Here is a 25,453-nt window from a genome sequence, read left to right as displayed (position 1 = left end):
GAAGACCGCGGCATCCCGGAGCACGGGGTGCCGCGGTCTTCGGCTGCCCGGACACGAAGATCATCTGTCGGCCGCTGTTCGTCTTCCCGACCGGTTGCCGCGATCCGGCGTTGGGCGGCGCGCTGAACTCTGCTCGACGGCGCCGGCCGACTGCGGCCGGCCGCACCGAGCCGTGTTGCCGAAGGGAACCGACTGTGCAGTCGATATCCGCCGCCTCCCCGAAGTCCGTCCGCAGGGTGGCGCTCGCCGCCGCCACCGTTCTGCTGTCGGGCGTCGCGAGCGCCCTGCCCGTGCACGCGGCGAGCTACGGCACGCCGACGATCAAGCTGTCCACGGCCTACCTGTCCGGCGCCGTCGGGGCCACCGGCGACCCGACCGTCACGGTGACGGTCGCCCAGAGCGGCGCCGACGCCTCCGCGCTCACCGTGGCCGCGACGAAGACCACCAAGTCCGCCGTCGCCGCGACCACCGGCGTCACGGTCACCGGGACCGCCGGCACCCGCACGGTGGCAGTGAAGGCCCTGGGCCGGGGGTACACCGACCTCACGCTGACGGTCACGGGCCTGGGCGGCAAGACGGCGACCACCACCCTGCACTACGCCGCGTCGCCGGCCGTGCAGTACTCCGCCGACGCCCGCTACCTGACCGGCGCCAGCGACGCCTCGGCCGCGGTCTCCGTGGGCGGCGGCTACGTCCTCGTCGGCAACGACGAGGACAACACCCTGCGGCTGTACGACGGCAGCGCCTCGGGTGCGCCCGCGAAGACCTGGGACCTCGACAGCGCGCTCGGCGCCGACAAGGAGGTGGACATCGAAGGCGCCACCCTCGTCGGCAGCACCGTCTACTGGACCGGCTCCCTCGGCAACAACAAGGACGGCGTCTACAAGGCGGACCGCAACACCGTCTTCACCACCAGGCTGACCGGCTCCGGCGCCTCCACCGCGCTGACCTTCGGCACGGCCGGCCACACCCTGCGCGACGACCTCGTGGCGTGGGACAAGGCCAACGGCAACCGCTTCGGCTTCGCGAAGGGCACCGCGGCCGGCAAGATCCCCAAGTCGATCGACGGATTCAACGTCGAGGGCCTGGAGTTCGCCACCGGCAGCACCACCACGGCCTACGTCGGCTTCCGCGCCCCGCTGGTGCCGCCGCAGACCGGCGGCAAGGCGCTCGTCGTACCGGTGACCAACATGGACAAGGTCGCCTCCGGCACCCACGCGACGTTCGGCACGCCGCTCCAGTGGAACCTCGGCGGCCTGGCCGTCCGCGACATCCGCCGCAACTCCCTGGGCCAGTTCCTGATCCTGGCCGGCTCCTGGGCGGCCGACGACAACAGCGACCCGTACGCGCTGTACTCCTGGGACGGCGTCGCCGCCGACCAGCCGGTGAAGGTGCTCGACCTGCCGACGACGGACGCGGGCGGCTGGGAGGCGATCGTGGCGGTGCCCGACCTCACCCAGTCCGGTGCCCGGGTGCAGCTGATCACCGACGACGGTGCCGCCGACCTGTACGGCGACGGTGCCGAGGCGAAGGACCTCACGCACCCCGAGTGGCAGAAGTCGCGCAGCACCTGGTTCACGATCGGCTGACCGTACGGCGTCGGTCCCGGTGCCGGTCCCGCTCCGGGGCCGGCACCTTTCGTATGTCTTCCCGTCTTCGAGTAGTCGAACGCTAAATGGCCAAAAGGTGAACTGTAGGTGACGCGCTAGGTACGCTTCGGAGTAGGTAAGGTTTCTACAAGTTCTGTGCGAGCGTTTGCGCCACGAAAGGCGCACTCTCTACCCGTACGACACGGTCCGATCGGCAGGGAAAGGCGAGGCGGTGCAATGCGCCAGGCAGGAGTGCTCGACGTCGGTTGTCACAGTGCGCTGCTCACGGTGGCCCGGCACCGCTCGACGACCCATATGGACTCCGTTCTCTCCCGCAAGGTGCGGCTGACCCTGCACCAGTGCCTGGAGCCGGACGGGCGGCTGAGCGAACTCGGGGTACGAGGTGTGCAGCGGGCGGTGACGGAGACGCTCTCAGGGGATCTGTGCCTGCCCCGCTCCGAGATCTTCGCCTTCGCCACGTCCGTCATCCGTGACGCGCCCAACCGGCACGAGGTCATCGCCCGGGTGGCGCGCGCCACCGGGGTACGCCTGCGGGTGCTCTCCGGCGAGGAGGAGGCGAGGCTCGCCTACGTGGCCGCCCGCCGGTGGTCCGGTCCCACGGTGGGCCGGCTCCTGGTCCTGGACATCGGCGGCGGCACCGTCGAGATCGCCGCCGGCAGCGGACACGCACCGGACCGGGTGCTCTCCCTGCCGTCGGGCGCCCGCGCCGTCACCCGGTCCCTGCTGCCCGGCGGAACCGTCTCCTCCGAACGGCATCTGGCGAAGGTACGGCGACAGCTGCGCGAGCGGCTGCACAGCGCCCCCGGACTGCCCCGGGCCGAGCCAGGCGGGCGGGTCCTGGCCTCCTCCAAGACCTTCGCCCAGCTCGCCCGGCTCGCCGCCGGCCGCGGCGGACCTCGCCACGCGGCGCACTGGCTGACACTGCCCGACCTGCGTGCCGCGGTCGACGTGCTGGCCGCCACCAGCCCGGACCGCCGTGGCCGGCTGCCCGGCATCTCCCGGCACCGCGGGGAACAGTCCCTCGCCGGAGCCCTGGTGGCCGAGGCGCTCCTGGAGGCGTGCGGAGCCGAAAGCGTGGTGATCTGCCCCTGGTCCACCAGGGAGGGTCTCCTCCTGGAGCACCTGGCCGGACCCCGCCCGTCGCACGCCGACGGGCCGAGGGCCGCGCTGGCCGGCTGACCGGGCCCGCTCCCGGTCAGGCACCGGACAAGAGGCCGATCCCGCCGACACCGGCCGGGGTGGCCTGCTCACCCGGACACCTCGTCGCGGACCGGGCCGCCCGGGTGGCCGGGCAGACCGGGTAGCCGGGCAGACCGGGTAGCCGGGCAGACCGGGCGTCGTCACGCGGTGTCCGCGGCTCCAGGGGGTCCCGGATCCGGCGACGGCACCCCCGGCGGCCACACCCCGCCCAGGACCCCTCCGCCCACGAGCAGGTCGCGCGCGGCGGACAACCGGTGTGTTCCCTCCGGGTACGGAAGCCCCGCGGACAGCTCGGCTGCCCGCTCCAGGGCGTCCCGCGCCTCGTCGGCACGGCCGAGCCGCGACAGCGCCACGCCGAGGGCGATCCGCGCCTCCACCTCGGCCAGCCGCTCCCCCGTTCGCCCGGCCCGTGACACCTCCGCCAGCGCGTGCCGCCGCGCGGACGAGGCCCGCCCCGCCAGCAGTTCGGCCCAGGCGACCAGGACCGGCGCCTCCTCCTCGAAGCCCTCCAGCGCGGCGAGCGCGATGCCCGGACGACCGGTGCGCAGGGCGAGTTCGGCTCGGGCCGTGCGCACCTCGTGACCGGCCTGCCGATCCCGGGGCAGGGCGGCTGCCTCGCCCGCCCGGTGCAGCAGGGCCTCCGCCTCGGCGGTCGCGCCGGTGTGCATCCGTACCCGTGCCAAGGTGGCCAGCGCGTACGGCAGACACCACACGTCGTCCCGTTCGGCACCGGCCACCGCCGCCTCGGCGAGGGCACCCGCGGGTCCGGGTTCCGCCAGCAGCAGCCGCAGCTCGGCGAGGTTGGCCCGCTCGAACGCGGTCGCCGTCGGATCACCGGACCGCTCGGCAAGGGTGAGGGCCCGTTGCCCGGAATCGACGGCCTCGCGCAGCCGGCCGGCCCGCCGCGCGTTCTCCCTCAGGGTCGACAGGACGGAGACCAGCAGCGTCGGGTCGCCGTACGCCTCGGCGGGGGCGAGGGCCTGGTCGGCCGCCTCCCGGGCCTCGAGGAAGCGGCCCGCGAGGCCCAGGTTGCGGGCCTGCAGGGCGTAGGAGCGGGCCTGGAGTCCCCGCCCCACGGAGCCGGGCACCCGCTGCGCGGTCTCCAGCGCCAGCAGGGCCGTCGCGTACCCCTCCGCGTAGCCGCCGAGGATGCCGAGGACCAGGGAGAGGGCGAGGTAGTGGGCGGCGGCCGCGGCGGGCGCGGTGGTCCCGTCCGCCGGGTGGGCCCGCAGCACCTCCCGGGCGGCCTCCGCCGCACCTGCCTTCGCGAGAGTCTCCGCGAGGTGTGCCGCCGCGAGCACCGAGTCGTCGTGGTCACCGCGTCGCAGGAACTCCGCGAGGGCGGCCCGCAGCGCCTCGGCCGCCTCCGTGAAGTGGCCCATGCGGCCCAGGACCTGGCTGTGGGCCAGCCGCGCCCGAGCGGCGTCCGCGTCGAGGCGGGAGACCAGTTCGCGGTAGTAGCGGTCGGCGGTGTCGTTGGCGTACAGGGCCGCGGCCCGCTCGGCGGCCCGGCGCAGGTACTCGGCGGCACGCGGGTCGTCCGCGCGGGCGAAGTGCGAGGCCAGCGCGTCGACGGCGTCCGGACGGCGGCGCAGCACCGCCTGCGCGAACGCCGCGTGCAGTTGCCGCCGGCGTACCGCGGTCAGCCGTTCGTAGCAGGTCATCCGGACCACGGGATGCCGGAAGGCGACTCCGGCCTCGGGCCGGCCGGCCACCACGACCTGCCGCTCCTCCACCAGCGAGACGGAGATCGCCCGCTCCAGGGCGTCCGCGGCGGCCGCTCCCGCCACCGGTGGGCGCAGTCCGTGCTCGGCGACGTCGAGCAGCTCGGACAGGGCGGCTTCGCCGCCGGCCGCGGACAGCGCCTCGACGACCCGTCGGGTGTCCTGGTCCAGCCGCCCGAGCCGCTCGGCGACCAGTTCGCGTACGCCGTCCGCCGCCGTGGCGCCGGAACCGCCCTCCGTCAGACCGCGGGCCAGTTCGACGGCGAAGAGCGGGTTGCCGAGGGAGAGTTCCCACACCCGGCGCAGCCGGTCCGCCCAGCCGGTGTCCGGGCCGCTCCGGCCGTCCGCGTCCGGCACGTTGTACGGTCCGTCGTCCGGCACGTCGTGCGCTACGTCGTCCGGCACGTCGTGCGGTCCGTCGTGCGGTCCGTCGTCCGGCCCGGTCCGCCGCACGGCGCCCGGGGGCAGGGAAGCCGGCTCCGCCACGCCCGTGAACCCGGAGGCCCGGGCCACGGCGTCCGCCGCCACCGCGAGGCAGGCCTCGCGGTCCAGGCGTCCCACCTCCTCGCGCACGGCGAGCCGCTGCCGCAGCAGGGCGGCCAGACCGGTGCGGCGGGGGTCGCCGTCGGGGAGTTCCTCCTCCCGGAAGGTCACCAGGAACCGCAGCCGCGTCCCCGAGTCCGCCGACCGCCGGGCCAGGTGGCTGAGCAGCTGGAAGGAGCCGGAGTCGGCGGCGTGCAGATCGTCGAGGACCAGCAACACCGGGTGGCTCGACGCGAGTTCGCCGAGCAGGGCGGCCGTACCGCGGAACAGCCGGTCGCGTTCCTCTTCCGGGGTGCGTTCCACGCCGTCCTCGGCTCGCCCCAACGACGGCAGGAACGCGGCGAGTTCGGGATGCTCGGTGCCGGCGCGGGCCCGCTCGGCGGGGTCCCGCCCGGCCAGCCAGCCGTCGAGGGCCTCCGCAAACGCCCCGTACGGGGTGTGCCCCTCGGCGTCATGGCCACCGCCCCAGAGCACCGCGGCGCCGGCGCCGCCGGCCAGCCGCGCCGCCTCGCTGACCAGCCGGGTCTTGCCCACCCCCGCCTCACCGGTGAGGAGCCGTACGGGCGGTCCGTCGGTGGCGAGCAGCCGGTGCAGCAGGTCGTCGCGTCCGCGCAGCGGTGTCCCGGCCTGTCCGCGCAGGGCGACGGGCAGGGAAGGCGCTGACGTCGTTGTCATCGGCCGGGCGGCCAGGGCCCTGCGGTGCAGCCGCTCGGTCTCCGGGTCCGGCCGTACGCCGAGTTCGGCGTCGAGCGCCTCCCGGCACACGTGGTACTGGCGCACCGCCCGCCGCCGCTGGCCCTGCCGGGTGTAGGCGTCGATCAGGACGCGGTGGGCGAGTTCCTCGGCGGGGCTGGCCGCGAGGACCTGCTCGGCGACGGCGGTGGCTTCCGGCAGGGCGCCGCGATCCAGGTGGGCGACGGCCAGTCCGAGCAGCAGTTCCTCGCGCAGCCGGGTGAGCCGGTCGCGGCGCGGCTGCGCCCAGGTCGCGTACCGGTCCTCCGGCAGCAGCTCGCCGGTGAACTCCCTCAGCGCGCCTTCCAGCTGTGCCGGGTCACCGGAGACGAGGGCGGTCTCGGCCGCCGCCTCGGCGTGGTCGGCGTCTATCCACACGTTCGCGGGGTCTAGCCGGAGCATGGCCCCGTCGGAGATCAGATACGAGGAGGAGGCGCGCGGTGCCAGTTCGGGTTCGAGGGCGCGGCGCGCGGCGTGCAGGGCTACCCGCAGGCTGCCGGCCGCGGACTGCGGGTCGGCGTCGGGCCAGCAGACGTCCATCGTCTGTTCGCGGTGGAGGCAGTGCCCGGGGACGACGGCGAGCAGTTTCACCAGGGCGCGGGCGCCGGGGCGCGGCCAGCGCTCGGAGAGCTCGGGGCCGCTGTCACGGGTCGCCCGGAAACCGTCGAAAAGATGCAGACGGAGCAACGGTGTGGCGGGTTCCGTCCCGTTCGTCTGTGGTGCGTTCATCAGGGCGACAGCGTAACCGAGCATGCTGAGACCCCCCGAGCGTGGCCCGGAGGGTCTCGTCGCGGAGGGCCGGCCGGCTCCCTCTACTGGCCGGTCCTCCGCGGTCCACTACGTACGGGACTCAGGAGAGCTTGTACGTGGTGACCTGGTGGATGCCGTTGTCGGTCAGCAGGTAACCGCCGCCGAACTCGCCGGCGGCACGGTCGCGGCCGGTGTCGTCGCTGTTCAGCGACAGCGTCTCGTCGACGCCGTCGCCGTCGAGGTCGCCCGCGAAGTAGTTGCGGGCACCCATGAGGGCGCCGATGCTGCCGACGTACGAGGCCCAGGAGTCCTCGGAGTCGAGCGCGCTCGGGTCGAAGAGGTACAGGCCGGACTCGGCACCGGTGACCAGCAGTTCACGTCCGCCGGGACCGGTGATGAAGCCGGCGCCGTACGTCGTCGGCGAGAGGAACTGCGTGGTGTCGTCGCCGTTCGCCCGGTACCGCCGCAACGACGCCGTACCGGCCTCGTACAGCGCCCCGTCCTTGACGAAGTAGCTGTTGTGCGTCCACAGGCCGCCCGCGAGCCCGGAGTGCAGCACCTCGCCGGTGCGGCCGTCGCGGATCTCGAAGTAGTTCTGCGGGCTGAGCGCGTCGGAGTCCCACTTGATGGGCGCGCTGACCGCCCACAGGTAGACCACCGCGTGCCCGTCGGCGTACGGGATCTCCTTGGAGGCGAGGACACCCTCGTTGGGGATCACGGTACGGACGCCGCCGACCGCGGTGTCCGGCGCCGTCGGCGCGACCGACCAGCGGACCCTGCCGTTCTTGGCGTTCAGCGCGACCGCGTTCGTCACCGGCGTGGTCAGCTGCCACGCGTTGAGGCTGGCGTACGAGGCATACACCTGGCCGTCGTTGACGGAGGCGTCGGCGAAGCGGACGTCGCCGGCGTCCTTGGGCGCGCGGTAGGTCCAGATGGCGTGGCCGTCGCCGTAGTAGGCGCGCAGCGCGTCCGTCGGGACGAGGAGGTCCAGCTCGCCGTCGCCGTTCAGGTCGGCGAGCTGGGTCGAGCGGACGAACTGGCCCTCGGGGGCGGCGATGGTGGCGAGCGTCCTGCCGGTCCTGCCGTCGAGGACGACCGTCGCGGTGTCGGCCGCGACGACGATCTCGGTCCTGCCGTCGCCGTTGACGTCACCGGTCTCGATGTCGTGGACCGCACCGGGCATGGTGGCCTGCCACAGCTTCTCCGGCTTGGAGCCGTCGACCAGCGACGGACCGGAGTAGGCCCACACGCCGTTGGACGAACCGCCCATGATCAGGTCGGTCTTGCCGTCCTTGTTCAGGTCGGCGCCCTTGGCGTAGGCGATGTCGGCCTGGAGCGGCGTGACGTCCTCCGCCTTGCCGTTGCCCAGCTTGTAGGTGCGGATGTTCTGCGACTCGTCGACCACCCGGACGTGCGTGCCCTGGCCGTCGCTGTAGAGGTCCTGGTACATCGGCGCGGCAGCGACGCCCTTCTGCTGCCACTTGACGGTGCCCTTGCCGGAGAACACGGTCAGCGACGCGTAGCGCGAGCCGCCGCGGTTGTCCGGGACGTTGAAGTCGCGGTCGTCCTGCGCGGAGGCGACCAGCGTGCCGTCGGTCACCCCCAGGCCCCAGACGCTGGGCCCGTCGTGGCTGTTGGCCGCGTCCCGCTTGACCGTGTTCGACCAGAGCAGCTTGCCCGCGTCGGCGCCGTCGAGCACCCGGACCGTGCTGGCGTTGACGTACAGGTTCTCGTCGAACGAGGACTCCGCGACCGCGTACTCGTCGCCGGCCTTGGCGGTGAGGTCACCGACCGTCAGCGCGGTGGGCACGACGTTGTCCCGGCTCTCCAGGGTGGCGCGGTCACCGGTCTTCAGGTCGTACGAGGCGACCTCGTAGCGCACGCCGTTCGTGGCGTCCGTCTGCTCGATCGCGACGAGCCGCTTGCGGCCGGCGTCCAGGCGGAGCTGACGGCTGTACAGCATGCTGTCGGTCTGCCAGGTGACGGAGCCGTCGGCGGTGTCGAGGACGAGGGTGCGGCCGCGGGCGTCGACGCCGGTGGCCTGGCCCAGGTTCCAGGACACGGCGACCTTGCCCTTGCCGAGGTCCTGGATGTCGCCCCAGTTCCCGTACCGGGCTTCCTTGGTGTCGTACGTCCACGTCTGCGCCGGGGTCAGCTTCCCGTCCGCGGACGAGAAACGGATGCCGGTCAGGGTCAGGGTCGCGTCGGCCGGGACCTTCGCGTCGCTGCTCAGGCGGGGCGCGTCGGCGATCAGCAGGGTGCCGTCGACGATCTTGACCATGGAGGCGCGGTTGTAGAGCTTCGACCAGACGGTGGCGCCGGTCCTGCCGTCGAGGACCGTCACGAACGTGCCGGTGCTGAGCGGCGAGCCCGGGGAGGTGAAGGCGCGCGGGTACGGGTTCGCGCCGACCAGCGCCGAGAACACCAGGTCCGGCACGCCGTCGCCGGTCAGGTCGCCGGCCGAGTAGCCGGAGTCCGAGTGGGCGGAGAACGGCGAGACCGCGTTGTAGCCCATGAGGATCTGCGCCGGGTACGGCTCGACCCGCCACACCTGGAGCGGCTTGACCTGCCAGTCGGTGAAGAACGAGCTGCTGGTGCGGGCCCAGGTCTGGCTGCCGTCGGCGGCGTGGCGCTGCACGTAGCCCATGCTGTTGACGGAGAAGTAGTCGCCGTTCTTGCCGATCGGCACCGTGGCGCCCATGCCGCGCACGCCTTCCAGCGTGGACTTCGCGGTCATGGTGACCTTGGTCTTCGGGTCGACGGCCGTGGACGTGTCGTCCAGGGTCGAGCCGCTGCCCGAGCCGGAGTCCGTGCCCGGGTCGGTCGCTGCCGAGCCGTCGTCCGCCTTCGTGCCGGTGGTGTCCTGGGCCTCGACGTACGGGTCCAGGGTCACGTTGGCGGCCAGCGTCTGCGCCTCGGCGCTGGTGAGCTTGATCGGCGAGCCGCTGTCGTCGTCGGCGGCCAGGGCCTGCGGGGCGGCGGTCAGGCACAGGCCGGCCGCGACCAGGGTGGAGGCGAGCCGCAGGGCCCGCCGCGAGAGGTGGGCGCTCATCACTTGGCTCCCTGCGTGAAGCGGATCGCGGTGCCGTCGGCGAGGACGGACTGGTTGTACGAGTACTGGAAGGCGTCGGTGCCGGACTGGTTCGCGAGGCCGACGGTGGCGCCCGCGCCCTTGTCCGCGACCGACCGGTACTGGAGGGTCACGGCGCCGGTGGCCTCGTCGAAGACGGCCTCGAAGGTGGAGCGTCCCGAAGTGCCGTTCGCGTAGGCGGCGTTGTTCCAGACGATGGCGAACCTGCGGCTGCCCGCGGTGCCGGTCGTGGCGGTCTGCACCGACGACTTCTTGTCGAGGGTCAGGTCGTCCCACAGCGGGGCGATGAAGCCCTTGACGCCGTTCACGCCGGTCGTCGGCAGCGCGGTGTTGCTGTAGTCGCCGACGCGGGAGGACAGGAAGTTCACCAGACCGTCGGTGGTGACCGAGGCGGAGGTGTACGACACCCCGTACAGCTTCACCGGGAAGGGCAGGGAGACCGCCGCGGAGTCCTCGTCACCGCTCAGGGCGACCTTCTTGGAGCCCGCGATCCAGGAGTACGTGGCGGGGGCGCAGGAGTTGCCGGAGTTGTCGGTGCGGTCGGGGACCTGGACGTTCTTGGTCAGGTCGGCCGCGCCGACGGCCGCGGTGCCGTTGTAGACGCCGTTGCACAGGACCGGGGCGGCGGGCTTCACCACCAGGCCGTAGGAGCCCTCGGCGACCTTGGCGAAGGAGTAGGCACCCTTGGCGTTCGTGGTGACGGCGTCCATCGGAGCGCCGTTCAGCTCGACCTTCGCGCCGGACAGGGGCTTGCCGGTGACGTCGAGGACGGTGCCGGAGACCTGGTGCGAGGCGACCGCGGTCAGCGCGATGTCCTGGGTGAGCGCCTGCTGGTCGGCGAGGGTGACACCGGTGGCCGTGCCGATGGCGTAGCCGTAGCCGCCGAAGGTGAAGGAGTACGTGCCGGCGGGCAGCGGCAGGCGGTACGCGCCGTCGGCGCCGGTGGTGACCGTGCGCACGGTGCCGGCCGTGTCGGTGGCCTTCACGGTGATGCCGGGCAGGGCTGCGCCGGTCGCCTTGTCGGTGACCTTGCCGGAGACGACGGCCGCGGTGTGCGGGGCCTGGTCGACGGAAGCGAGGATGTCGAGCTTGCCCTCACCCCACACGTTGTTCATGTCGGCGGTGCCGCCGCAGTGGGTGTCGTCGACGTTGCGGGCACCCGCGTTGAGGAGCCTGCGCGTCTCGTCGATGTTGCCGATCAGCGAGGGGGCCGCCGACCACAGCAGCGCGACCGCGCCCGCGACGTGCGGCGTCGCCATCGACGTACCGGACTCGGTGTTGTAGGCCGAACCCGGCCAGGTGGACTGGACGTTGACACCCGGCGCCGAGATGTTCGGCTTCATCGAGCCGTCGACCAGCGAGGGGCCGAAGCCGGAGAAGCTGGCGATCTTGCCGGTGGAGTCGTAGGCGCCGACACCGTAGGACGGGGCCTGCGAGCCGGGGGCGTGCGCGGTGGAGCAGGTCGTGCCGTTGCCGTCGTTGCCCGCGGCGAACGCCTCGAAGATGCCGGCGGCGTTCCACGCCTCGACGATGTCCTGGTAGAACGTCGTGTCGCCGCCGCCCCAGGAGTTGTTGACGATGTTCGGCGCAAGATCGGGGCGCGGGTTCAGCCCGTTGTGGTCGGTCGGCGCGAGGATCCACTGTCCGGCCGCGAGCAGCGACGTGTCCGAGCAGGAGGAGGACTCGCAGCCCTTGGCGGCGATCCACTTCGCGTTCGGGGCGACACCGATGCCGTGCTTGCCGACCATCGTGCCCATCGTGTGGGTGCCGTGGCCGTTGTTGTCGCAGGGGACACCGCCGGTGCCGCACTGGCCCGTCGGGTCGTACCAGTTGTAGTCGTGCGTGAAGGTGCCGTCGCCGTTGTTGCCGCGGTACTGGGCGACCAGGTCCGGGTGGTTGTACTGCACGCCGGAGTCGACGTTGGCGATGACGATGCCCTCGCCGCGGTCGGCGTACTGGTTCCACACGTCGTCGGCGTTGATGTCGGCGACGCCCCACTCGGGGGTGTCGTCACCGCTGGAGGCGGAGTCCGTGCCCGACCGCGACTTGGTGACCTTGGCGTGCGCGGTCTCGATGTCGTCGAGCTTGTAGTGCTGCTCCTTGACGATCGACGCGACGTCCGAACGCTTCGCCAGCTCGTCCACGAGGGCCTGGTCGCCGGTGACCTGGATCGCGTTGGCGATCCAGAAGTCCTGGTGGCCGACCTTCTTCTTGTCCAGGAAGGACTTGAGGGAGGCCTGGCTGTCGGCGGCGGTCGCGCGCAGCTCCTTGAAGGCGGCCTTCGCCCTCCCGGCGTGCGTCTTCTGCTTCTTGGCGCCGGACAGGTCCGCCTGGTCCTTCAGGACGACGAAGAACGTCGCGTCGCCGCCGTCGGCGACGGCGCTGCGAAGAGAAGAGTCGATCTTGGCGCCGGTGGCCGCGGACGGGGTGTCGGCGGCCACGGCCGGGATCACGCCGGACATCAGAGCGGTCGCGGTGAACGCGGCTGCCGCCCACACGGCGGATCTGCGCCGGGGAGGTCGGGGCAGGTGCATCGGGTTGCTCCTCCTGGACGGAACGGGGGAGCCCGGACGCTAGAGAGGGGCCGTTACTCGCGCATTACAGGCGCGACGTGAGGGGGTGGCGGGGCCTGCCGTGGCGGCACTCGCGGCAAGCGAGCCGACGGAACGTCACGGGCCCCCGGGCACACCGGCTTTCGTTCCCCGATGTGCGAGCCGATGTCCGTACGGAGATCGCCGTAGGCCAAGATGGAGGGCATGAGCGTCGTGAAGATCAACGTACTGACCGTCCCGAGTGAACAGCGGGAGACGCTGGAGAAGCGTTTCGCGTCCCGTGCCCACGCGGTGGAGAACTCCGACGGGTTCGAGTGGTTCGAGCTGCTCCGGCCGGTCGAGGGCACCGACACCTACCTCGTGTACACGCGTTGGCGTGACGACGCCTCGTTCCAGGCCTGGATGGAGGGCCCCATGAAGGCCGCCCACCAGGGTGGCGGCGGTGCGGAGGGCGGGGAGCGTCCCAAGCCCGCGGCGAGCGGGTCCACCCTGTGGTCCTTCGAGGTGGTGCAGCAGGCCGGGCCGAAGGGCGCGTAGTACGGCGGTACCGGCCGCCGTTCCCGGTGGTGTGCCGCGCCCGGCCGATCGGGCGGACGCGGCACACCACCGGGTTCAGGGTGCGGTCACCTGACGTCGACGTAGTCACCCGCGGCCGAGACGGCCGGGGTGGTGGACGTGCCCGCGAAGGAGTAGCGCCAGTAGCCGTCGGCCGTGGCCTTGTACGTGGTCTTCAGGTTGCCGTGGCTGTCGGTGGTGACGGTCTTGAGCGTGGTGTAGGTGTTGCTGCCCTTCTTGCGGAACTGCAGCTTGACCTTCTGGCCCGTGTATCCGGCGTACTTGCCGGTGTCCCAGTTGGCGCGGGTGAGGCTGCCGGTGATGGTGAGCGTCTTGTTCTTCTTGACCGGCTCGGGCGCGGCGTTCACGGTGAGCCGGGACAGACGCTGGACGGCCGGGGCGAAGAGCCCGGTCCGCTCCGCGGTGCCGATCTTGGTGATGTCCGCCGGGTTCGACGGGTTCTGTCCGTTGAAGGCGACGGCCCAGGCCACCGAGTGCCAGCCCGCACCGGCGTCGGTGATCGCGAGGTCGTACTTGGGGTAGATGTCGACGGTCCCCTTGCAGGCCTCGACGGTGACGACCCCGTCGGACGAGGACGTGGAGGAGGTCACGGTGCACGTCGCCGGAGAGTCGCCGTACAGGTCGGCGGAGGGAGCCGAGGCGGAACCGCGGTAGAAGTCCATGCCGATGTAGAGGTCGTCGGCGGAGACGTCCACGTTCGTCGCGGTCAGGGTGAAGCTGTAGGGCACGTGCACGACGGCGCTGGTGCCCACGGTCACGGCCGCCTTGCCGCTCGCGACCTTGATGTTCGAGAAGGTCACCGGCAGCGCGTACGGCGTGGGGGCCGCGACGGCGGACGCGCGGGCCGTGGCGGCCGCGTGACCGTCGAGCTGCCACGGGCGCACGACCCCGGAGGTGTCGGTCGCCTGGGCGGCCGGCACGGCCACACCGGTCAGCGCGGCGGCACCGCAGACGACGGCGACAGCGGCTCTAGTGCGAATAGGCATGCGTTCTCCGTTGGAGAAGCGCCGGGCGGGAGCGAACGTGCCGCCCCTTTCCGGCGAACAGAACCGAAAGCCGACCGGTGGGATCGGCACTTGACACAGACTCAGACGGACCGGACAGGGCGATGGTTGTACGCAACCATCGCCCTGTCGTCCTACGTGTTCTTCCTGGTCCTGGCTCTGGTCGTGCCGGGCGCGCGGCGACCCGTTCCGGCCACGGGTGCTAGTCCCGCCACACCCGTTCGGCGTAGTCGACGAAGTTGCGGCCCATGATCTTCTCTATGCGGGTGGAGGAGTAGCCGCGCCGCTCCAGCAGACGTATCAGTTCGCGGAACTGGTCCACGCCCCGCAGGTCGACCACGAAGGGGAAGGTGTCGGCCCGTTCGCCCGCGGCCGACACCCCTGCCTCCTGGCGCTGGGCCACGTGCTCGGCGAGCCGGGCCCGGTAGGCGTCGAGGTCGTCGATGGCGGTGACCGGTCCGTCGGTGCCGATGCCGACATGGTCCTCGCCGCAGACGTTCACGGCGTGCGCGATGTGCTCGACGACATCGGCGGCGCGCGCATGGCCGGTGGGGCTGAGGAAGGGCATGAAGTAGATGCCGACGAACCCGCCGCGCGAGGCGACCAGGCGCAGTTCCTCGTCGGTCTTGTTGCGGGGCAGGTCGGTCAGCGCGCGGCAGCCGGTGTGGTTGATCGACACGGGGACCCGGGAGTGGGTGGCCGCGTCCAGGCAGGTCCGCTCGCCGCTGTGCGAGAGGTCGACCATGAGGTGGTGGTCGTTCAGGGCGTCGACGACCTCGTGACCGAAGGCGGTCAGCGCGGTGTCGCCGGGCGCGCTCGATCCGCCGCCGAGGTGGTTGGCCTGGTTGTACGTCAACTGCACGACGCGTACGCCGCGTTCGGCGAAGGTGGCGACCCGGCCGGCGTCGTCGCCCACGGCCACCGCGTTCTGGAAGCCGTAGATGACACCGACGCGTCCGTCGCGCGCCGCCGTGCGGATGTCGGCCGCGGTGGTGACCTTCAACAGGTCGTCGGGGTGGCTCTCGACGACGCCGTCCCAGACGTCGATCTCGTGCAGGGTGTGTTCGTAGGGGGGCAGGTCGCCCATCACGTAGCCGAGGGTGATGTTCACGGCCGTGAGGCCGGAGGCGCGCGCCTCCGCCAGGGTGCGGGTGTCGACGGTGAACTGCTCGCTGCTCGGGTTCAGTTCGGCCGCCGCCTGCATGGACTGCGCGGAGTTGGGGTTGTCGAGCTGGCCGAGGGCGTTGACGATCAGGGGTGTGCCGGTCAACGGTTCTCCTGGGGTCGGTCCGCGGTGTGGGCGGCGCGCGGGAAGCGGTGACCTCGCTTGACGGTCAGGGTGATCGTGCGCAGGTGGTCGATGTCGGCCATCGGGTCCTGTGCGAAGACCGCGAAGTCGGCCTGCTTGCCAGGGACCAGTGTGCCGGTGAGGTGGTCCGTGCCGGCGGCGCGGGCACCGACGAGGGTCGCGGAGCGCAGCACGTCGGCCGCCGGGAGGCCGCAGTGGCGGACGAGGAAGGCCAGTTCCTCGTACAGGGCGGGGAAGGGCTCTTCGGGGGCGGTCTCGTAGTCGGTGCCGGTGGCCAGCTGTACGCCGGCCCGGTGCGCCTGCGCGGTGAGGGCGATCGCCAGGTCGGTGTTGCGGGCGGCCCGTTCGGAGGTCTCCGGGGTGTCGCCCGCGAGTTCGGCGCTGGCCCACATCCCGGCGGTCGCGTCCAGGACGACGTCCTGCTCGCGCATCCGGGCGAAGAGGGCTTCGAGGCGTTCGTCGCGGCCGGTGACCAGGCTCGTGTGGTCGACGGGCGGCTTGTCCTTGTAGGTGGTCAGGGGCCCGGTGGCCGCCTCGTGGGCCAGCAGGGTCACATGGGAGACGGCGTCGACCCCGGCCGCGACGACCTCGCCGGGCGTGGCGGGGAACACGGCGGCGTGCGCCCAGACGAGGATGCCCTGCCGGTGCGCCTCGGCGGTGATGGCGGCGACGAGGTCCGCGTCGAGATCGGCGTAGACCTTGATGGCCGTCGCGTGGGTCCCGCGGGCCAGGGCCACCGCCAGGGGCAGGTCGGTGGTGTCGGTGACGGCCTGCATCCAGGGCACCTCGCCCGGCACGACGCCCTGGGTCACCTGGTGGGTGCGGGGGTCGTCGAAGAACCCGGGACCGGCCATGAGCGCGGCGTAGTGGATGTCGGGGGCGGGGATCTCCCCGACCCGTGCGGCCCGTGCGAGGTCGCCGACCTGCCGGAGGTCGTCGGCCATGTCCCGTACGGCGGTGACGCCGCTGTGCACGAGGCGGCGCAGGACGGCCTCGGCGGCGGGGCGGTCGGGCGGGGTGGCGAGGTGCTGGTGCGCGTCGACCAGGCCGGGGGTGACGAAGTGGCCGGTGAGGTCGACGACTTCGGCGGCCGCACCGGCGTCGGCTCCGGTGCCCGTGGCGCCGTCGGCCGCGGTGTCCGCGGGACGGCCGGCGCCGTCCGTGAGCGCGGCGAGCACGTCCGGGACGTCCGTGTCGGGCACGACGGCGTGGATCACGGAGCCGTCCACGACGATCGACATCCCGGGCCGCGGCGGGCTGCCGGTTCCGTCGAACAGCGTGAGGCCGCGGTAGACCACCACCGTCCCGGCCTCGGGAGGGGCGAAGGGGGCCGCCGCCCCGGCGCTTTCGATCGTCAAGGTCACCACACTCTCGGCCTGTTACGCTCTACGTAACAACTCTCTCGTCTTACGAAACAGGCGCTACTCTACCTCCGCGGCCGGGCGGAGGACACGCCCCGCCAGGACGGTCCGCCCGCACATCCGGAAGGGTTTCGATGCCAGAAGTGCCGCAGAAGGCGACGCGTACGGCCGTGGACAAGGCGCTGGATCTGATCGAGGCCGTCTCGCGCGCCGACACGCCCCCTCGGCTCACCGATCTCGCGGACGAGGTCGATCTGCACCGGGCCACCGCGTACCGGATCCTCGTGGACCTGGTCCGCCGCGGCTGGGTGCTGCGCGCCGACGACCGCTATCTGCCCGGCACCGCCGTCCTGCGTCTGTCGTCCCGGGCCGCGCACAACTCGCTCACCACGCTGGCCCGGCCGGTGCTCGAGGAGCTTTCCGCGGGCACCGGTCTGATGGTCAACCTCCAGGTCCTGGAGAACGACGGCTCCCGGGTGGTGGACGTGATCCGCCCGGACCGGCTGGCGATGATCAGCACGCTGCACGGCGAGGCCCTGCCCGTGCACCGGTTCGCCGGTCCGCTCGCCCTGGTGGCCGCGCTGCCCCAGGAGGCCCGCCGCCCCTACCTGGAAGCGGCCCGTGCGCAGGGGCACCCCCTGACGGGCCCGGCAGGCCTGCTCGCCGACATCGAGCGGGCCGAGGCGTCCGGGTTCGCCGTCGAACACGGCCGCAACGAACAGTTCGTGGCCTCCGTGAGCCGGGCCGTGGTCCCGGTCCCCGGATCGCCGGTCTGCGCCCTCACCGTCGTCGGACCGGACGCCGAGATCGACGAGACCCGGATGCGGCGGCTGCGCGACCAGCTCGCCTCGGCGGTGGACACCCTCTGCGGCCTGCTGTCCGGAACGAACACGGGAGCCGACGCGTGACCGACCTGCTCGTCCTCGACGGGGCCGCCACCGCGGCGGCCCTCGACCCGCACCGGCTGATGGCCGCCGTGTCCGAGGCCCTGGTCGCCGTGGCCCACGGCCGGGCGTCCGCGCCGCCCCGGATCGCCGCGTTCGCGCCGAGCGGGCTGCTCGGCGCCATGCCCGGGTACGTGCCGGGGCTGGGCCTGGCGGCGAAGCTCGTGTCGGTGTTCGCCGACCCCGAACACCCGGGCCGCAGCAGCCACCAGGGCATCGTGGCCCTCTTCGACGCCGAGGACGGCAGGCCCCTGGCCGTCATGGACGCGGAGCCGGTCACGGCCTGGCGGACCGCGGCGGCCGCCACGCACAGCGCCCTGGCACTGGCCCGGCCGGGTCCCGTCGTGGTCGTCGGCACCGGTGCACAGGCCCGGGCCCAGGTCGCGCTGCTGGCCGCGCTGCGGCCGGCCGAGCCCGTCACCGTCGCGGGCCGCGATCTCGCGGCGGCCCGCACCGTGGCCGGCCTGCACCCCGCGGGCCGTGCGGCCGACGGCATCGAGGCGGCCGTGCGCACGGCGGCGACGGTGTACTGCTGCACGGGCGCGACGCGTCCGGTGCTGCACCGCGACTGGCTGGCCCCGGGCACGCACGTGAGCTCCGTCGGCGGCTCCCACGGGCCCGAGCTCGACGCCGCCACCGTCGCCGACGCGGCGCTCTTCGCCGAGTGGACCGGTGCCGCGGCGACGGCGCCGCCCTCCGGCGCCCACGAGTTGCAGGACCTGCCGCCGGGCCGTGCCGTCACCCTCCTCGGTTCCGTCCTGGCCGGCGAGGCCCCCGGCCGCCGCCACCCCGACCTCCTCACCGTCTTCAAGTCCACCGGCCACGCGGCCCTGGACGTGGCCGCCGCCCACGTGGTGCACGGTGTGGCGACGGGCCGCTTCACCGGCTAGCGAAAACGCACGCCGGGCCGGTGCCCGGCGCGGTCCCGGCGGACGGGTGGCGTCCGCCGGGGTCCGCGGTCAGATCCTGCTGCCGGTCGCCGTGTCGGCGGACAGCCGCTGGGCGACGTAGATGGGGATGACGGAGAGCAGCACCAGGACGGCCGCCACCACGTTCACCACGGGCGCCTGCTGGGGACGGGTCATGTTGTTGAAGATCCAGATGGGCAGGGTCTCGATGCCCGGCCCGGCGGTGAAGGTGGTCACCACGATCTCGTCGAAGGAGAGCGCGAAGGCGAGCAGTCCGCCGGCCACCAGCGCCGAGCGCATCATCGGGAAGGTCACGTCGGCGAAGGCGCGGAAGGTGTCGGCGCCCAGGTCCATCGCCGCCTCCTCGTACGAGCCGGAGGTGCGGCGCAGCCGGGCCACGACGTTGTTGAAGACGACGACGATGCAGAAGGTGGCATGGCCGACGATCACGGTGAACATGCCGAGGCCGACCCCGAGCGGCTCCAGGACCGTGCTGAACGCCGAGTTCAGGGCGATGCCCGTGACGATGCCGGGCAGCGCGATGGGCAGCACTACGACGAACGAGACGGCGTCGCGGCCGAAGAAGCGGTGGCGGCTGACGGCGAAGGCGATCAGCGTGCCGAGCAGCAGCGCGATTCCGGTGGCTCCGAGTCCCGCCTTGACGGAGACCCAGAGTGCCGCGCGGGCACCGTCGTTGGCCCAGGCCACGGACCACCAGTGGAAGGTGAGGCCGGGCGGCGGCCAGCTCGAACTGCGCTCCGGGTTGAGGGAGTTGACGAGGACGAGCAGCAACGGCAGGTAGATCACGGCGAAGCCGAACCCGGCGGCGACGCGCAGCGCGACGCGCGCGGTACGGGAGAGTTGCACGACGGGCTCCTCTAGAGGCTGCTCAGCGCGCCGGTGCGGCGCATGGCGAGCAGGTACACCACGATGACGACGACGGGGACCGTGCTGAGGGCCGCGGCCATGGGCAGGTTGAGCTCGATGTTGGAGTAGACGAGGTTGCCGATCAGCTGCGTCTTGCCGCCGACGATCTGCACGGTGATGTAGTCGCCGAGGCTGAGCGAGAAGGTGAAGACCGAGCCGGCGGCGACCGAGGGCAGCACCATCGGCAGCACCACCGACCGGAAGGTGCGCCCCGCCCTGGCGCCCAGGTCCGCCGAGGCGTCCAGGAGGTTCGCGGGCAGCTGCTCCAGGGCCGTGTGGATCGGCAGGATCATGTAAGGCAGCCAGAGGTACGTCAACGTCAGTACGGCCGCCGGGAGTCCGAAGCCGGGGCCCGCGAGGCCGAACGGCTTCAGGATCCAGTCCGCCAGGCCGCCCTCGGAGAGGATCAGCCGCCAGGCGTAGACCTTGACGAGGTAACTGGCCCACAGCGGGGTGAGGATGGCCACCACCAGCAGCGGGCGCCATCTCGGTGCGGCGATGCGGGCGGTGTAGAAGGCGAGCGGGAAGGCGATCACCGCGCACAGGACGGTGACCGCGAGCGCGACGCCGATGCTGCGCAGGATCACCTGACGGAACACGGGCGTGGTGAACAGCGTGTGGAAGTTGTCGGTCGACCAGACCCGGACGACCTGGGAGGTGAAGGAGTCCGTGGTCCAGAACGCGGAGACGAACAGCACGGCCAGCGAGCCGAGATAGAGCACGGCCAGCCACAGCAGCGGTGCGGTCAGCAGCAGCGACAGCCGGAGCCGGGGGCGCCGGTGCAGGGCCCCGGCGAGCCGCCGGACGGGGGAACGTCCGGCGGCCTGCACAGCAGAGGTCATCTCGATCAGCCCTTGATCTCGGTCCAGGCCTGGACCCACTTGGCGTAGGGCACGCACTTGACGTCGGTGCGTCCGTCCAGGCACTGCTGGATGGGCGTGTTCCAGAAGGCGATGTTCTTCCAGTACGTCTCGTCACCGGCGTGGTAGGTGGCGCACCAGTTCTTGTCGCTGGTCTCGGCGCAGGCCTCGGAGTTGGCCGGCGCCTCGCCGAAGTACTCGGCGACCTGGGCGTTGACCTTCGGGGAGACGATCCAGTCGAGCCACTTGTAGGCGCAGTTGGGGTGCTTGGCCTTGGCGGACACCATCCAGGTGTCGGACCAGCCGGTCGAACCCTCGGTGGGGACGAAGGCCTTGACCTTGGCGCCCTCGTCGGTCGCGAGGTTGGCGATGACCTGCCAGGTGGTGCCGACGACGGAGTCGCCGCTCTTGAAGGCGGAGATCTCCTTGAGGTAGTCGCTCCAGTACTCGCCGACGTCGGCGTTCTGCTTCTTGAGGAGGTCCACGGCGGCGTCGAACTGCTTCTGGTCCAGCGCGTACGGGTCCTTGATCTTCAGCTCCGGGCGGGTGGCCTTGAGGTACAGGGCCGCGTCGGCTATGTAGATCGGCGAGTCGTACGCGGTGACGTGGCCCTTGTAGCGGGAGGCGTCGTCGAAGACGGCGGACCAGGAGGTGGGCGCGGGCTTCACCTTGTCGGTGTTGTACATCAGCAGGTTGGCGCCGCGGCCGTGCGGGATGCCGTAGGCCTTGCCCTTCACGGAGTTCCAGGCCTGCTGCTTCAGGCCGCTGAAGACGTCCTTGTAGCTGGGCACGAGGTCGGTGTTCACGGGTGCGGCGTCGCCGGAGGCGATCAGGCGCAGGGAGGCGTCGCCCGAGGCGGACACGGCGTCGTACTCGCCGGTCTTCATCAGCTTGACCATCTCGTCGGAGCTGGCGGCGACCTTGGAGTTGACCTGGCAGCCGGTCTGCTTCTCGAAGTCGCTGACCCAGTCCGTCTTGGGGTCGTTGGAGCCGTCCTCGACGTACCCGGCCCAGGCGATCAGGTTGACCTGGCCCTCGGTCTTGCCGAGCTTCGAGGGTGCCTTGAGGTCGGGCGGGTTGAATCCGGTGGCGGCGGAGCCTCCGCCGGATCCGGAGGAACCGCAGGCGGCGGCCGTGAGGAGGACCGCGGCCGCGGCAGCGGCCCGGAGGGTGCGGTTGAGACGCATGAGGTTCTCCGTGCTGGGAGGGCTGGGAGGGCTGAAAGGTGGGAGCCGGTCGGTGCCGGAGGTCAGTGCCGGTCGGGGAGCTGGAAGGCGTGACTGCGGCGCCACTGGAGGCGGACGCGGCTGCCGCGGTAGGCGGCGACGTCCTCGGAGGAGGTGTCGAGGTTCTGCTGGACGGCGGTGAGGCGGCCGCCGACGTCGAGGTCGACGAGGAGGCGGGTCGCGTCGCCCAGGTAGACGACCTCGGCGACGGTTCCTACGGCCGAGGAGAGCTCGGCGGCACCGGTGCCTGCGAAGTCGTCGGCCGCACCGGTCCCGGCCCCACCGGTCCCGGCCCCACCGGTCCCGGCCGCACCGGTCCCAACCGCACCGGTCCCAACCGCACCGGCGGCAGCGTCCGCGGCGAGGACCCGTATCTTCTCGGGGCGGATGCTGTAGGTGCCGGGGGCGCCGACGATCTGCCGGGCCGCGTCCCCCTCCAGCAGGTTCGAGGTGCCGACGAACGAGGCGACGAAGGGCGTCGCGGGCCGTTCGTAGATCTCGGCCGGGGTGCCGACCTGTTCGATGCCGCCCTGGTGGAAGACGGCGATGCGGTCGCTCATCGTCAGCGCCTCCTCCTGGTCGTGGGTGACGAACACGAAGGTGATGCCGACCTCCCGCTGGATCGCCTTCAGTTCGGTCTGCATCTGCTCGCGCAGCTTGAGGTCGAGGGCGCCGAGGGGTTCGTCGAGCAGCAGCACCCGGGGGCGGCCGACGAGGGCGCGGGCCAGGGCGACACGCTGGCGCTGGCCGCCGGAGAGCTGGGCGGGGCGCCGGTCGCCGAAGCCGTCGAGGCGGACCTCGGCGAGGGCCTTGCGCGCCCGCACCATGCGCTCGGCCTTGGCGACCTTGCGGACCTTCAGGCCGTAGGCGACGTTCTCCAGCACGGTCATGTGCGGGAACAGGGCGTAGTCCTGGAAGACGGTGTGGACGTCCCGCTCGAACGGGGCGCGGCGGGTGACGTCCTGCCCGGCGAGCTCGATGACGCCGCCGGTGGGCTCCTCGAATCCGGCGATCATGCGCAGGACGGTGGTCTTGCCCGAACCGGAAGGGCCGAGCAGGGAGAAGAACTCCCCGTCCGCGATCCGGAGGTCGACCCCGGAGACGACCTCCGTCTGACCGAAGGACTTGCGTACGCCCCGGAGCCGGATGGCGTTGCTTCCCATACGGGAACCTTTCTGCGTGGTCGAGCGTTGGACCGAAACATATGAAGTCATAGTTCAAAACTCAAGGGCTCGTTAGGGTAAAGAGTGATCCAAGTGGTTAGGGGTGGTGGCTGTGCAGCAGGAGACACATGGAGCGCGCAGGGCTGTCTTCGTGCCCGTGGAATCGCAGGCGCGGGTCGACGTCGTCGTCCGGCGGCTGGGCAACGCCATCGAGCTCGGCCTGCTGGAGGACGGCGAGCAGCTGCCCGGGGAGCTCGAACTGGCCTCGCTGCTCGGCGTCTCGACCGTGACCCTGCGCGAGGCACTCGTCACCCTCAGGACCCGCGGCCTGCTCACCACCCGGCGGGGCCGCGGCGGCGGCAGCTTCGTGACGCTGCCCGCCGCGCCGCCCGTGGAGCGGCTGCACGAGCAGCTGGCCGACTGGAGCACCGAGGAACTGCGCGACCTGGGTGACCACTGGGCGGCCGTCTCGGGGGCCGCGGCCCACCTGGCGGCGCAGCGCACCGAGCCCGGCGACCTCGTACCGATGCAGCGCTCGCTCCAGGCCCTGCGCCAGGCCCGCGAACCCGCGGAACGGGCGAGGATCTACGGCCGGTTCCATGTCGAGGCGGCCGCGGCGGCCCAGTCGGCGCGGCTGACCCGGGCGGCCGTCTCGCTCCAGGCCGAGGCCGGTGCCCTGATGTGTCTGGTCCTCGCCGACAACTCCTATGCGGAAGATGTCACGCGTCGTCACCATGACGTAATCTGCGCCCTGCAGAATGGCGCGGGCGACCAGGCGCGTGCCCTGATGGAGGAGTGCGTCCGGGCCTCCGTGGCCCGCCTGGTGGAGCTGCGCCTGCGGGCACTGTGACGGCGACGAGGCTGCGGCCCGGGGAGGACTCTTATGGTCAGCGGCCTCCGCGCCACGACCCCGGCCGGGACCGGGATCGACCGGGCGGTCCTCGACGACCTCTCCGACGCCGTCCGTGACGTGGTGGAGCGGGTCTTCGACACGGTCGCGCAGACCCGGGCACTGTGCACGGCACGGCTGGCCGCGGTCGCCGCCGAGGGCCGCCGTCCCCTCTCGGCGGATCTCGCCGGGCTCCGGCCTCATCTGACCAGCCGTCTGCGGCAGGGCGGTCTGGTCTCCGGGCTCGGGTTCGTCGCCGCCCCCGGTCTGCTGGCGGACACCGACACCCTGTTGGAGTGGTGGCAGGCCGACGCCGCCGGACAGGTCGCGCCACTGCTGCTCGACCTGGAGGGCTCCGACTCGCCCTACGCCGACTACACGCACTGGGAGTGGTACGCGCACCCGCGCGACACCGGCCGTCGTATCGTCGCCGGCCCCTACGTCGACTATCTCTGCTCGGACGAGTACAGCCTCACGTTCTCCCTGCCGGTCGTCTGCGAAGGCCGCTTCGCGGGAGTCGCCGCCGCGGACGTGTACCTGCGGCACTTCGAGGCGACCGTCGCCCCGCTGCTGCGGCGCCTGCCCGCACCGGCCAGGCTGGTCAACGCGCGCGGACGGGTGGCGGCCTCGACCGACCCGCACCATCTGGTCGGCTCGCTCACCAAGGAGTTCGACTTCGCCGCGCTGCACGCCGGTGCGGCCCTGCCCACGACGCAGGACGGACTGGCCCTCTTCCCCTGCGGGGAGACCTCGCTGCTGCTGGTCACGCCCACCGCCTGACCGAACGCGCCCGTCCCCGGCCGCCTACCGGCCCAGATCCCGGGCCACCTCGCGGGCCGCGCGCGCTCCCGACGCCAGGGCTCCCTGGACGGACCCGGTGGCCCGGTGGTCACCGCACACGTACCGCCCGGGAGCGAATCGGGCCGTGCGGCCGAGCGGCTGCGGGGGTGTCATGACCGGCAGCGCGTCGCGCACGGTGCGCGACGTCAGCAGGTCCCAGGCATCGCTGTCCGCGCCGTACGCGTCACCGATCGCCGCGCGGACCGCGCGCTCGCGGCCCGCGGTGTCCTCGCCGAGCACCGAGGTGGCGATCAGGGCGGCGCCGGCGGGCGCGTACCCGGGTACGACCTCGGTCAGGACACAGGTGTTCAGGAACCGTCTGCGGGTGTCGGTGAGGAGCGTGGGCTCGGCGAGCGGGGAGCGCGCGCCGACGTGGTAATACGTCGTCACCACGCGGTACGCCGGCACGTCGAGCGCCGGCAGCAGCACGGCGGCCGGGCCGGGGCCGGTGGCCACCACCACGGCGCGGGCCGGGAGTTCGGCCCCCGTGACCAGTTCGACGCCGTCGTCCGTCAGAGCGGCCACCGCCGTCTCCGGGCGTACGGTCCCCGCGGGCAGCGCGTCCGCGAGCAGTCGCGGCACCGCGCCGATCCCCTCCCCCGGCAGACAGAGGGTGCCGCGCAGCATGCTGCGCCAGACGAGGTGGAAGAAGCGTGCGGAGGTCTCCAGTTCGTCCTCCAGGAAGACGCCGGAGAGGAAGGGGCGGAAGAACCGCTCTACGAACTCCTCGGAGAAGCCGGCCGCCGCCAGCGCGGTCCGGGTGGTGCGGTCCTCACCGCGCTTGAGCAGCCGTACGGGGGCGAGCAGGTCGCGGGCCGAGAGCGCGCCCAGGGCGAGCAGGTCGCGCGGTCCCGCGAGGCGTCCGGGACGCAGGCCGCCCAGGTCGCGGGGGCGGCGGGTGGGGTCGGCGAAGCGCAGCGGTCCGTCGTCCGTGTGCACCAGGACGCCGGGGGTGAAGGGTCTCAGCCGCAGTGCGCGCAGCGCGAGCCTGCGGCGCACCTGCGGGTAGGAGGTGTTGAAGACCTGGAAGCCGCGGTCGACGACGAAGCCCTCGTACCGGTCGGAGCGCATCCGGCCGCCGACCTCGTCGGACGCCTCCAGGAGCGTGACGGCGAATCCGCTCGCCAGCAGGTCGCGGGCGCAGGCGAGGCCGGCCGGGCCGCCGCCGACCACCAGCACATCCGGTACGCCGCGGGTGGCGGTCATGGGCACTCTCCTCGCTCGACGGGACCGTGGGATCCGGC

18 protein-coding genes are annotated in these 25,453 nt (G+C 72.4%); 7 read left to right on the top strand and 11 right to left on the bottom strand.

Annotation, left to right across the window (positions count from 1 at the left end):
• Positions 1-194 precede the first annotated feature (194 nt).
• Both ACZ7OY_RS31620 and ACZ7OY_RS31615 read left to right on the top strand, forming a co-directional pair.
• Positions 195-1,589: a hypothetical protein gene (locus tag ACZ7OY_RS31620; protein WP_471914593.1), complete on the top strand. Its 1,395-nt coding sequence runs from the start codon at positions 195-197 to the stop codon at positions 1,587-1,589.
• 237 nt (positions 1,590-1,826) lie between these two features.
• The gene (locus ACZ7OY_RS31615; RefSeq protein WP_471914592.1) at positions 1,827-2,789 is read left to right on the top strand and encodes a Ppx/GppA phosphatase family protein; all 963 of its coding nucleotides are present in this window, start codon (positions 1,827-1,829) and stop codon (positions 2,787-2,789) included.
• A 161-nt stretch (positions 2,790-2,950) separates the two neighbouring features.
• Here ACZ7OY_RS31615 and ACZ7OY_RS31610 read toward each other — a convergent pair whose 3' ends face one another.
• From ACZ7OY_RS31610 to ACZ7OY_RS31600, 3 genes are all read right to left on the bottom strand, one after another.
• A complete protein-coding gene (locus ACZ7OY_RS31610) occupies positions 2,951-6,538 on the bottom strand; it encodes an ATP-binding protein (RefSeq protein WP_471914683.1) in 3,588 nt (1,195 codons plus the stop codon).
• Positions 6,539-6,659: 121 nt separating this feature from the next.
• The gene (locus tag ACZ7OY_RS31605; RefSeq protein ID WP_471914591.1) at positions 6,660-9,611 is read right to left on the bottom strand and encodes an FG-GAP-like repeat-containing protein; all 2,952 of its coding nucleotides are present in this window, start codon (positions 9,609-9,611) and stop codon (positions 6,660-6,662) included.
• On the bottom strand, positions 9,611-12,184 hold the full coding sequence (locus ACZ7OY_RS31600) for a S8 family serine peptidase (RefSeq protein ID WP_471914590.1): 2,574 nt from the start codon (positions 12,182-12,184) through the stop codon (positions 9,611-9,613). The genes ACZ7OY_RS31605 and ACZ7OY_RS31600 overlap by 1 nt, the downstream gene beginning before the upstream one ends.
• Positions 12,185-12,406: 222 nt before the next feature.
• Between ACZ7OY_RS31600 and ACZ7OY_RS31595 the strand changes: the two genes are divergently transcribed.
• The gene (locus ACZ7OY_RS31595) at positions 12,407-12,739 is read left to right on the top strand and encodes an antibiotic biosynthesis monooxygenase family protein (RefSeq protein WP_385536424.1); all 333 of its coding nucleotides are present in this window, start codon (positions 12,407-12,409) and stop codon (positions 12,737-12,739) included.
• Positions 12,740-12,825: 86 nt separating this feature from the next.
• On the opposite strand, the gene ACZ7OY_RS31590 is transcribed toward ACZ7OY_RS31595, so the two are convergent.
• From ACZ7OY_RS31590 to ACZ7OY_RS31580, 3 genes are all read right to left on the bottom strand, one after another.
• Positions 12,826-13,758 (bottom strand): hypothetical protein, encoded by a 933-nt coding sequence (locus ACZ7OY_RS31590; RefSeq protein ID WP_471914682.1) that lies wholly within the window; start codon positions 13,756-13,758, stop codon positions 12,826-12,828.
• 226 nt (positions 13,759-13,984) lie between these two features.
• Positions 13,985-15,052: a dipeptidase gene (locus ACZ7OY_RS31585; RefSeq protein ID WP_471914589.1), complete on the bottom strand. Its 1,068-nt coding sequence runs from the start codon at positions 15,050-15,052 to the stop codon at positions 13,985-13,987.
• Positions 15,049-16,455: an amidohydrolase family protein gene (locus tag ACZ7OY_RS31580; protein ID WP_471914588.1), complete on the bottom strand. Its 1,407-nt coding sequence runs from the start codon at positions 16,453-16,455 to the stop codon at positions 15,049-15,051. The genes ACZ7OY_RS31585 and ACZ7OY_RS31580 overlap by 4 nt, the downstream gene beginning before the upstream one ends.
• Positions 16,456-16,586: 131 nt before the next feature.
• Here ACZ7OY_RS31580 and ACZ7OY_RS31575 point away from each other — a divergent pair, with 131 nt between their 5' ends.
• Together ACZ7OY_RS31575 and ACZ7OY_RS31570 are read left to right on the top strand one after the other, a co-directional pair.
• Positions 16,587-17,360, top strand: a complete 774-nt coding sequence (locus ACZ7OY_RS31575; protein WP_471914587.1) for an IclR family transcriptional regulator — start codon at positions 16,587-16,589, stop codon at positions 17,358-17,360.
• Positions 17,357-18,286 (top strand): ornithine cyclodeaminase family protein, encoded by a 930-nt coding sequence (locus ACZ7OY_RS31570; RefSeq protein ID WP_471914586.1) that lies wholly within the window; start codon positions 17,357-17,359, stop codon positions 18,284-18,286. Before ACZ7OY_RS31575 ends, ACZ7OY_RS31570 begins: the two co-directional genes overlap by 4 nt.
• A gap of 69 nt (positions 18,287-18,355) precedes the next feature.
• Here ACZ7OY_RS31570 and ACZ7OY_RS31565 read toward each other — a convergent pair whose 3' ends face one another.
• The 4 genes from ACZ7OY_RS31565 to ACZ7OY_RS31550 all read right to left on the bottom strand — a co-directional run bounded on the left by ACZ7OY_RS31565 (position 18,356) and on the right by ACZ7OY_RS31550 (position 22,480).
• Positions 18,356-19,171 (bottom strand): ABC transporter permease, encoded by an 816-nt coding sequence (locus ACZ7OY_RS31565; RefSeq protein WP_471914585.1) that lies wholly within the window; start codon positions 19,169-19,171, stop codon positions 18,356-18,358.
• Positions 19,172-19,182: 11 nt separating this feature from the next.
• Positions 19,183-20,073: an ABC transporter permease gene (locus ACZ7OY_RS31560; RefSeq protein WP_471914584.1), complete on the bottom strand. Its 891-nt coding sequence runs from the start codon at positions 20,071-20,073 to the stop codon at positions 19,183-19,185.
• A 5-nt stretch (positions 20,074-20,078) separates the two neighbouring features.
• Positions 20,079-21,278: an ABC transporter substrate-binding protein gene (locus ACZ7OY_RS31555; protein ID WP_471914583.1), complete on the bottom strand. Its 1,200-nt coding sequence runs from the start codon at positions 21,276-21,278 to the stop codon at positions 20,079-20,081.
• Positions 21,279-21,340: 62 nt separating this feature from the next.
• Positions 21,341-22,480, bottom strand: coding sequence for an ABC transporter ATP-binding protein (locus tag ACZ7OY_RS31550; RefSeq protein WP_471914582.1), 1,140 nt, complete (start codon positions 22,478-22,480; stop codon positions 21,341-21,343).
• A 112-nt stretch (positions 22,481-22,592) separates the two neighbouring features.
• Between ACZ7OY_RS31550 and ACZ7OY_RS31545 the strand changes: the two genes are divergently transcribed.
• Positions 22,593-23,330: a FadR/GntR family transcriptional regulator gene (locus ACZ7OY_RS31545; protein ID WP_471914581.1), complete on the top strand. Its 738-nt coding sequence runs from the start codon at positions 22,593-22,595 to the stop codon at positions 23,328-23,330.
• A 33-nt stretch (positions 23,331-23,363) separates the two neighbouring features.
• The gene (locus tag ACZ7OY_RS31540; protein ID WP_471914580.1) at positions 23,364-24,149 is read left to right on the top strand and encodes a cache domain-containing protein; all 786 of its coding nucleotides are present in this window, start codon (positions 23,364-23,366) and stop codon (positions 24,147-24,149) included.
• Positions 24,150-24,173: 24 nt separating this feature from the next.
• Here ACZ7OY_RS31540 and ACZ7OY_RS31535 read toward each other — a convergent pair whose 3' ends face one another.
• Positions 24,174-25,415 carry an NAD(P)/FAD-dependent oxidoreductase gene (locus ACZ7OY_RS31535; RefSeq protein ID WP_471914579.1) on the bottom strand — a complete coding sequence of 414 codons (1,242 nt, stop codon included), beginning with the start codon at positions 25,413-25,415 and terminating at the stop codon, positions 24,174-24,176.
• Between the last annotated feature and the right edge of the window lie 38 nt (positions 25,416-25,453).

This window comes from Streptomyces sp. NPDC107559, from assembly GCF_055657365.1.
This window is presented reverse-complemented; position numbering and strand designations above follow the sequence as displayed.

Excerpts from the sequence above, each read along its gene's own strand:
- ACZ7OY_RS31615 (WP_471914592.1), top strand. The coding sequence starts at position 1,827 with ATGCGCCAGGCAGGAGTGCTCGACGTCGGTTGTCACAGTGCGCTGCTC.
- ACZ7OY_RS31610 (WP_471914683.1), bottom strand. The coding sequence starts at position 6,538 with ATGAACGCACCACAGACGAACGGGACGGAACCCGCCACACCGTTGCTC.
- ACZ7OY_RS31605 (WP_471914591.1), bottom strand. The coding sequence starts at position 9,611 with ATGAGCGCCCACCTCTCGCGGCGGGCCCTGCGGCTCGCCTCCACCCTG.
- ACZ7OY_RS31600 (WP_471914590.1), bottom strand. The coding sequence starts at position 12,184 with ATGCACCTGCCCCGACCTCCCCGGCGCAGATCCGCCGTGTGGGCGGCA.
- ACZ7OY_RS31595 (WP_385536424.1), top strand. The coding sequence starts at position 12,407 with ATGAGCGTCGTGAAGATCAACGTACTGACCGTCCCGAGTGAACAGCGG.
- ACZ7OY_RS31575 (WP_471914587.1), top strand. The coding sequence starts at position 16,587 with ATGCCAGAAGTGCCGCAGAAGGCGACGCGTACGGCCGTGGACAAGGCG.
- ACZ7OY_RS31560 (WP_471914584.1), bottom strand. The coding sequence starts at position 20,073 with ATGACCTCTGCTGTGCAGGCCGCCGGACGTTCCCCCGTCCGGCGGCTC.
- ACZ7OY_RS31555 (WP_471914583.1), bottom strand. The coding sequence starts at position 21,278 with ATGCGTCTCAACCGCACCCTCCGGGCCGCTGCCGCGGCCGCGGTCCTC.
- ACZ7OY_RS31550 (WP_471914582.1), bottom strand. The coding sequence starts at position 22,480 with ATGGGAAGCAACGCCATCCGGCTCCGGGGCGTACGCAAGTCCTTCGGT.
- ACZ7OY_RS31540 (WP_471914580.1), top strand. The coding sequence starts at position 23,364 with ATGGTCAGCGGCCTCCGCGCCACGACCCCGGCCGGGACCGGGATCGAC.
- ACZ7OY_RS31535 (WP_471914579.1), bottom strand. The coding sequence starts at position 25,415 with ATGACCGCCACCCGCGGCGTACCGGATGTGCTGGTGGTCGGCGGCGGC.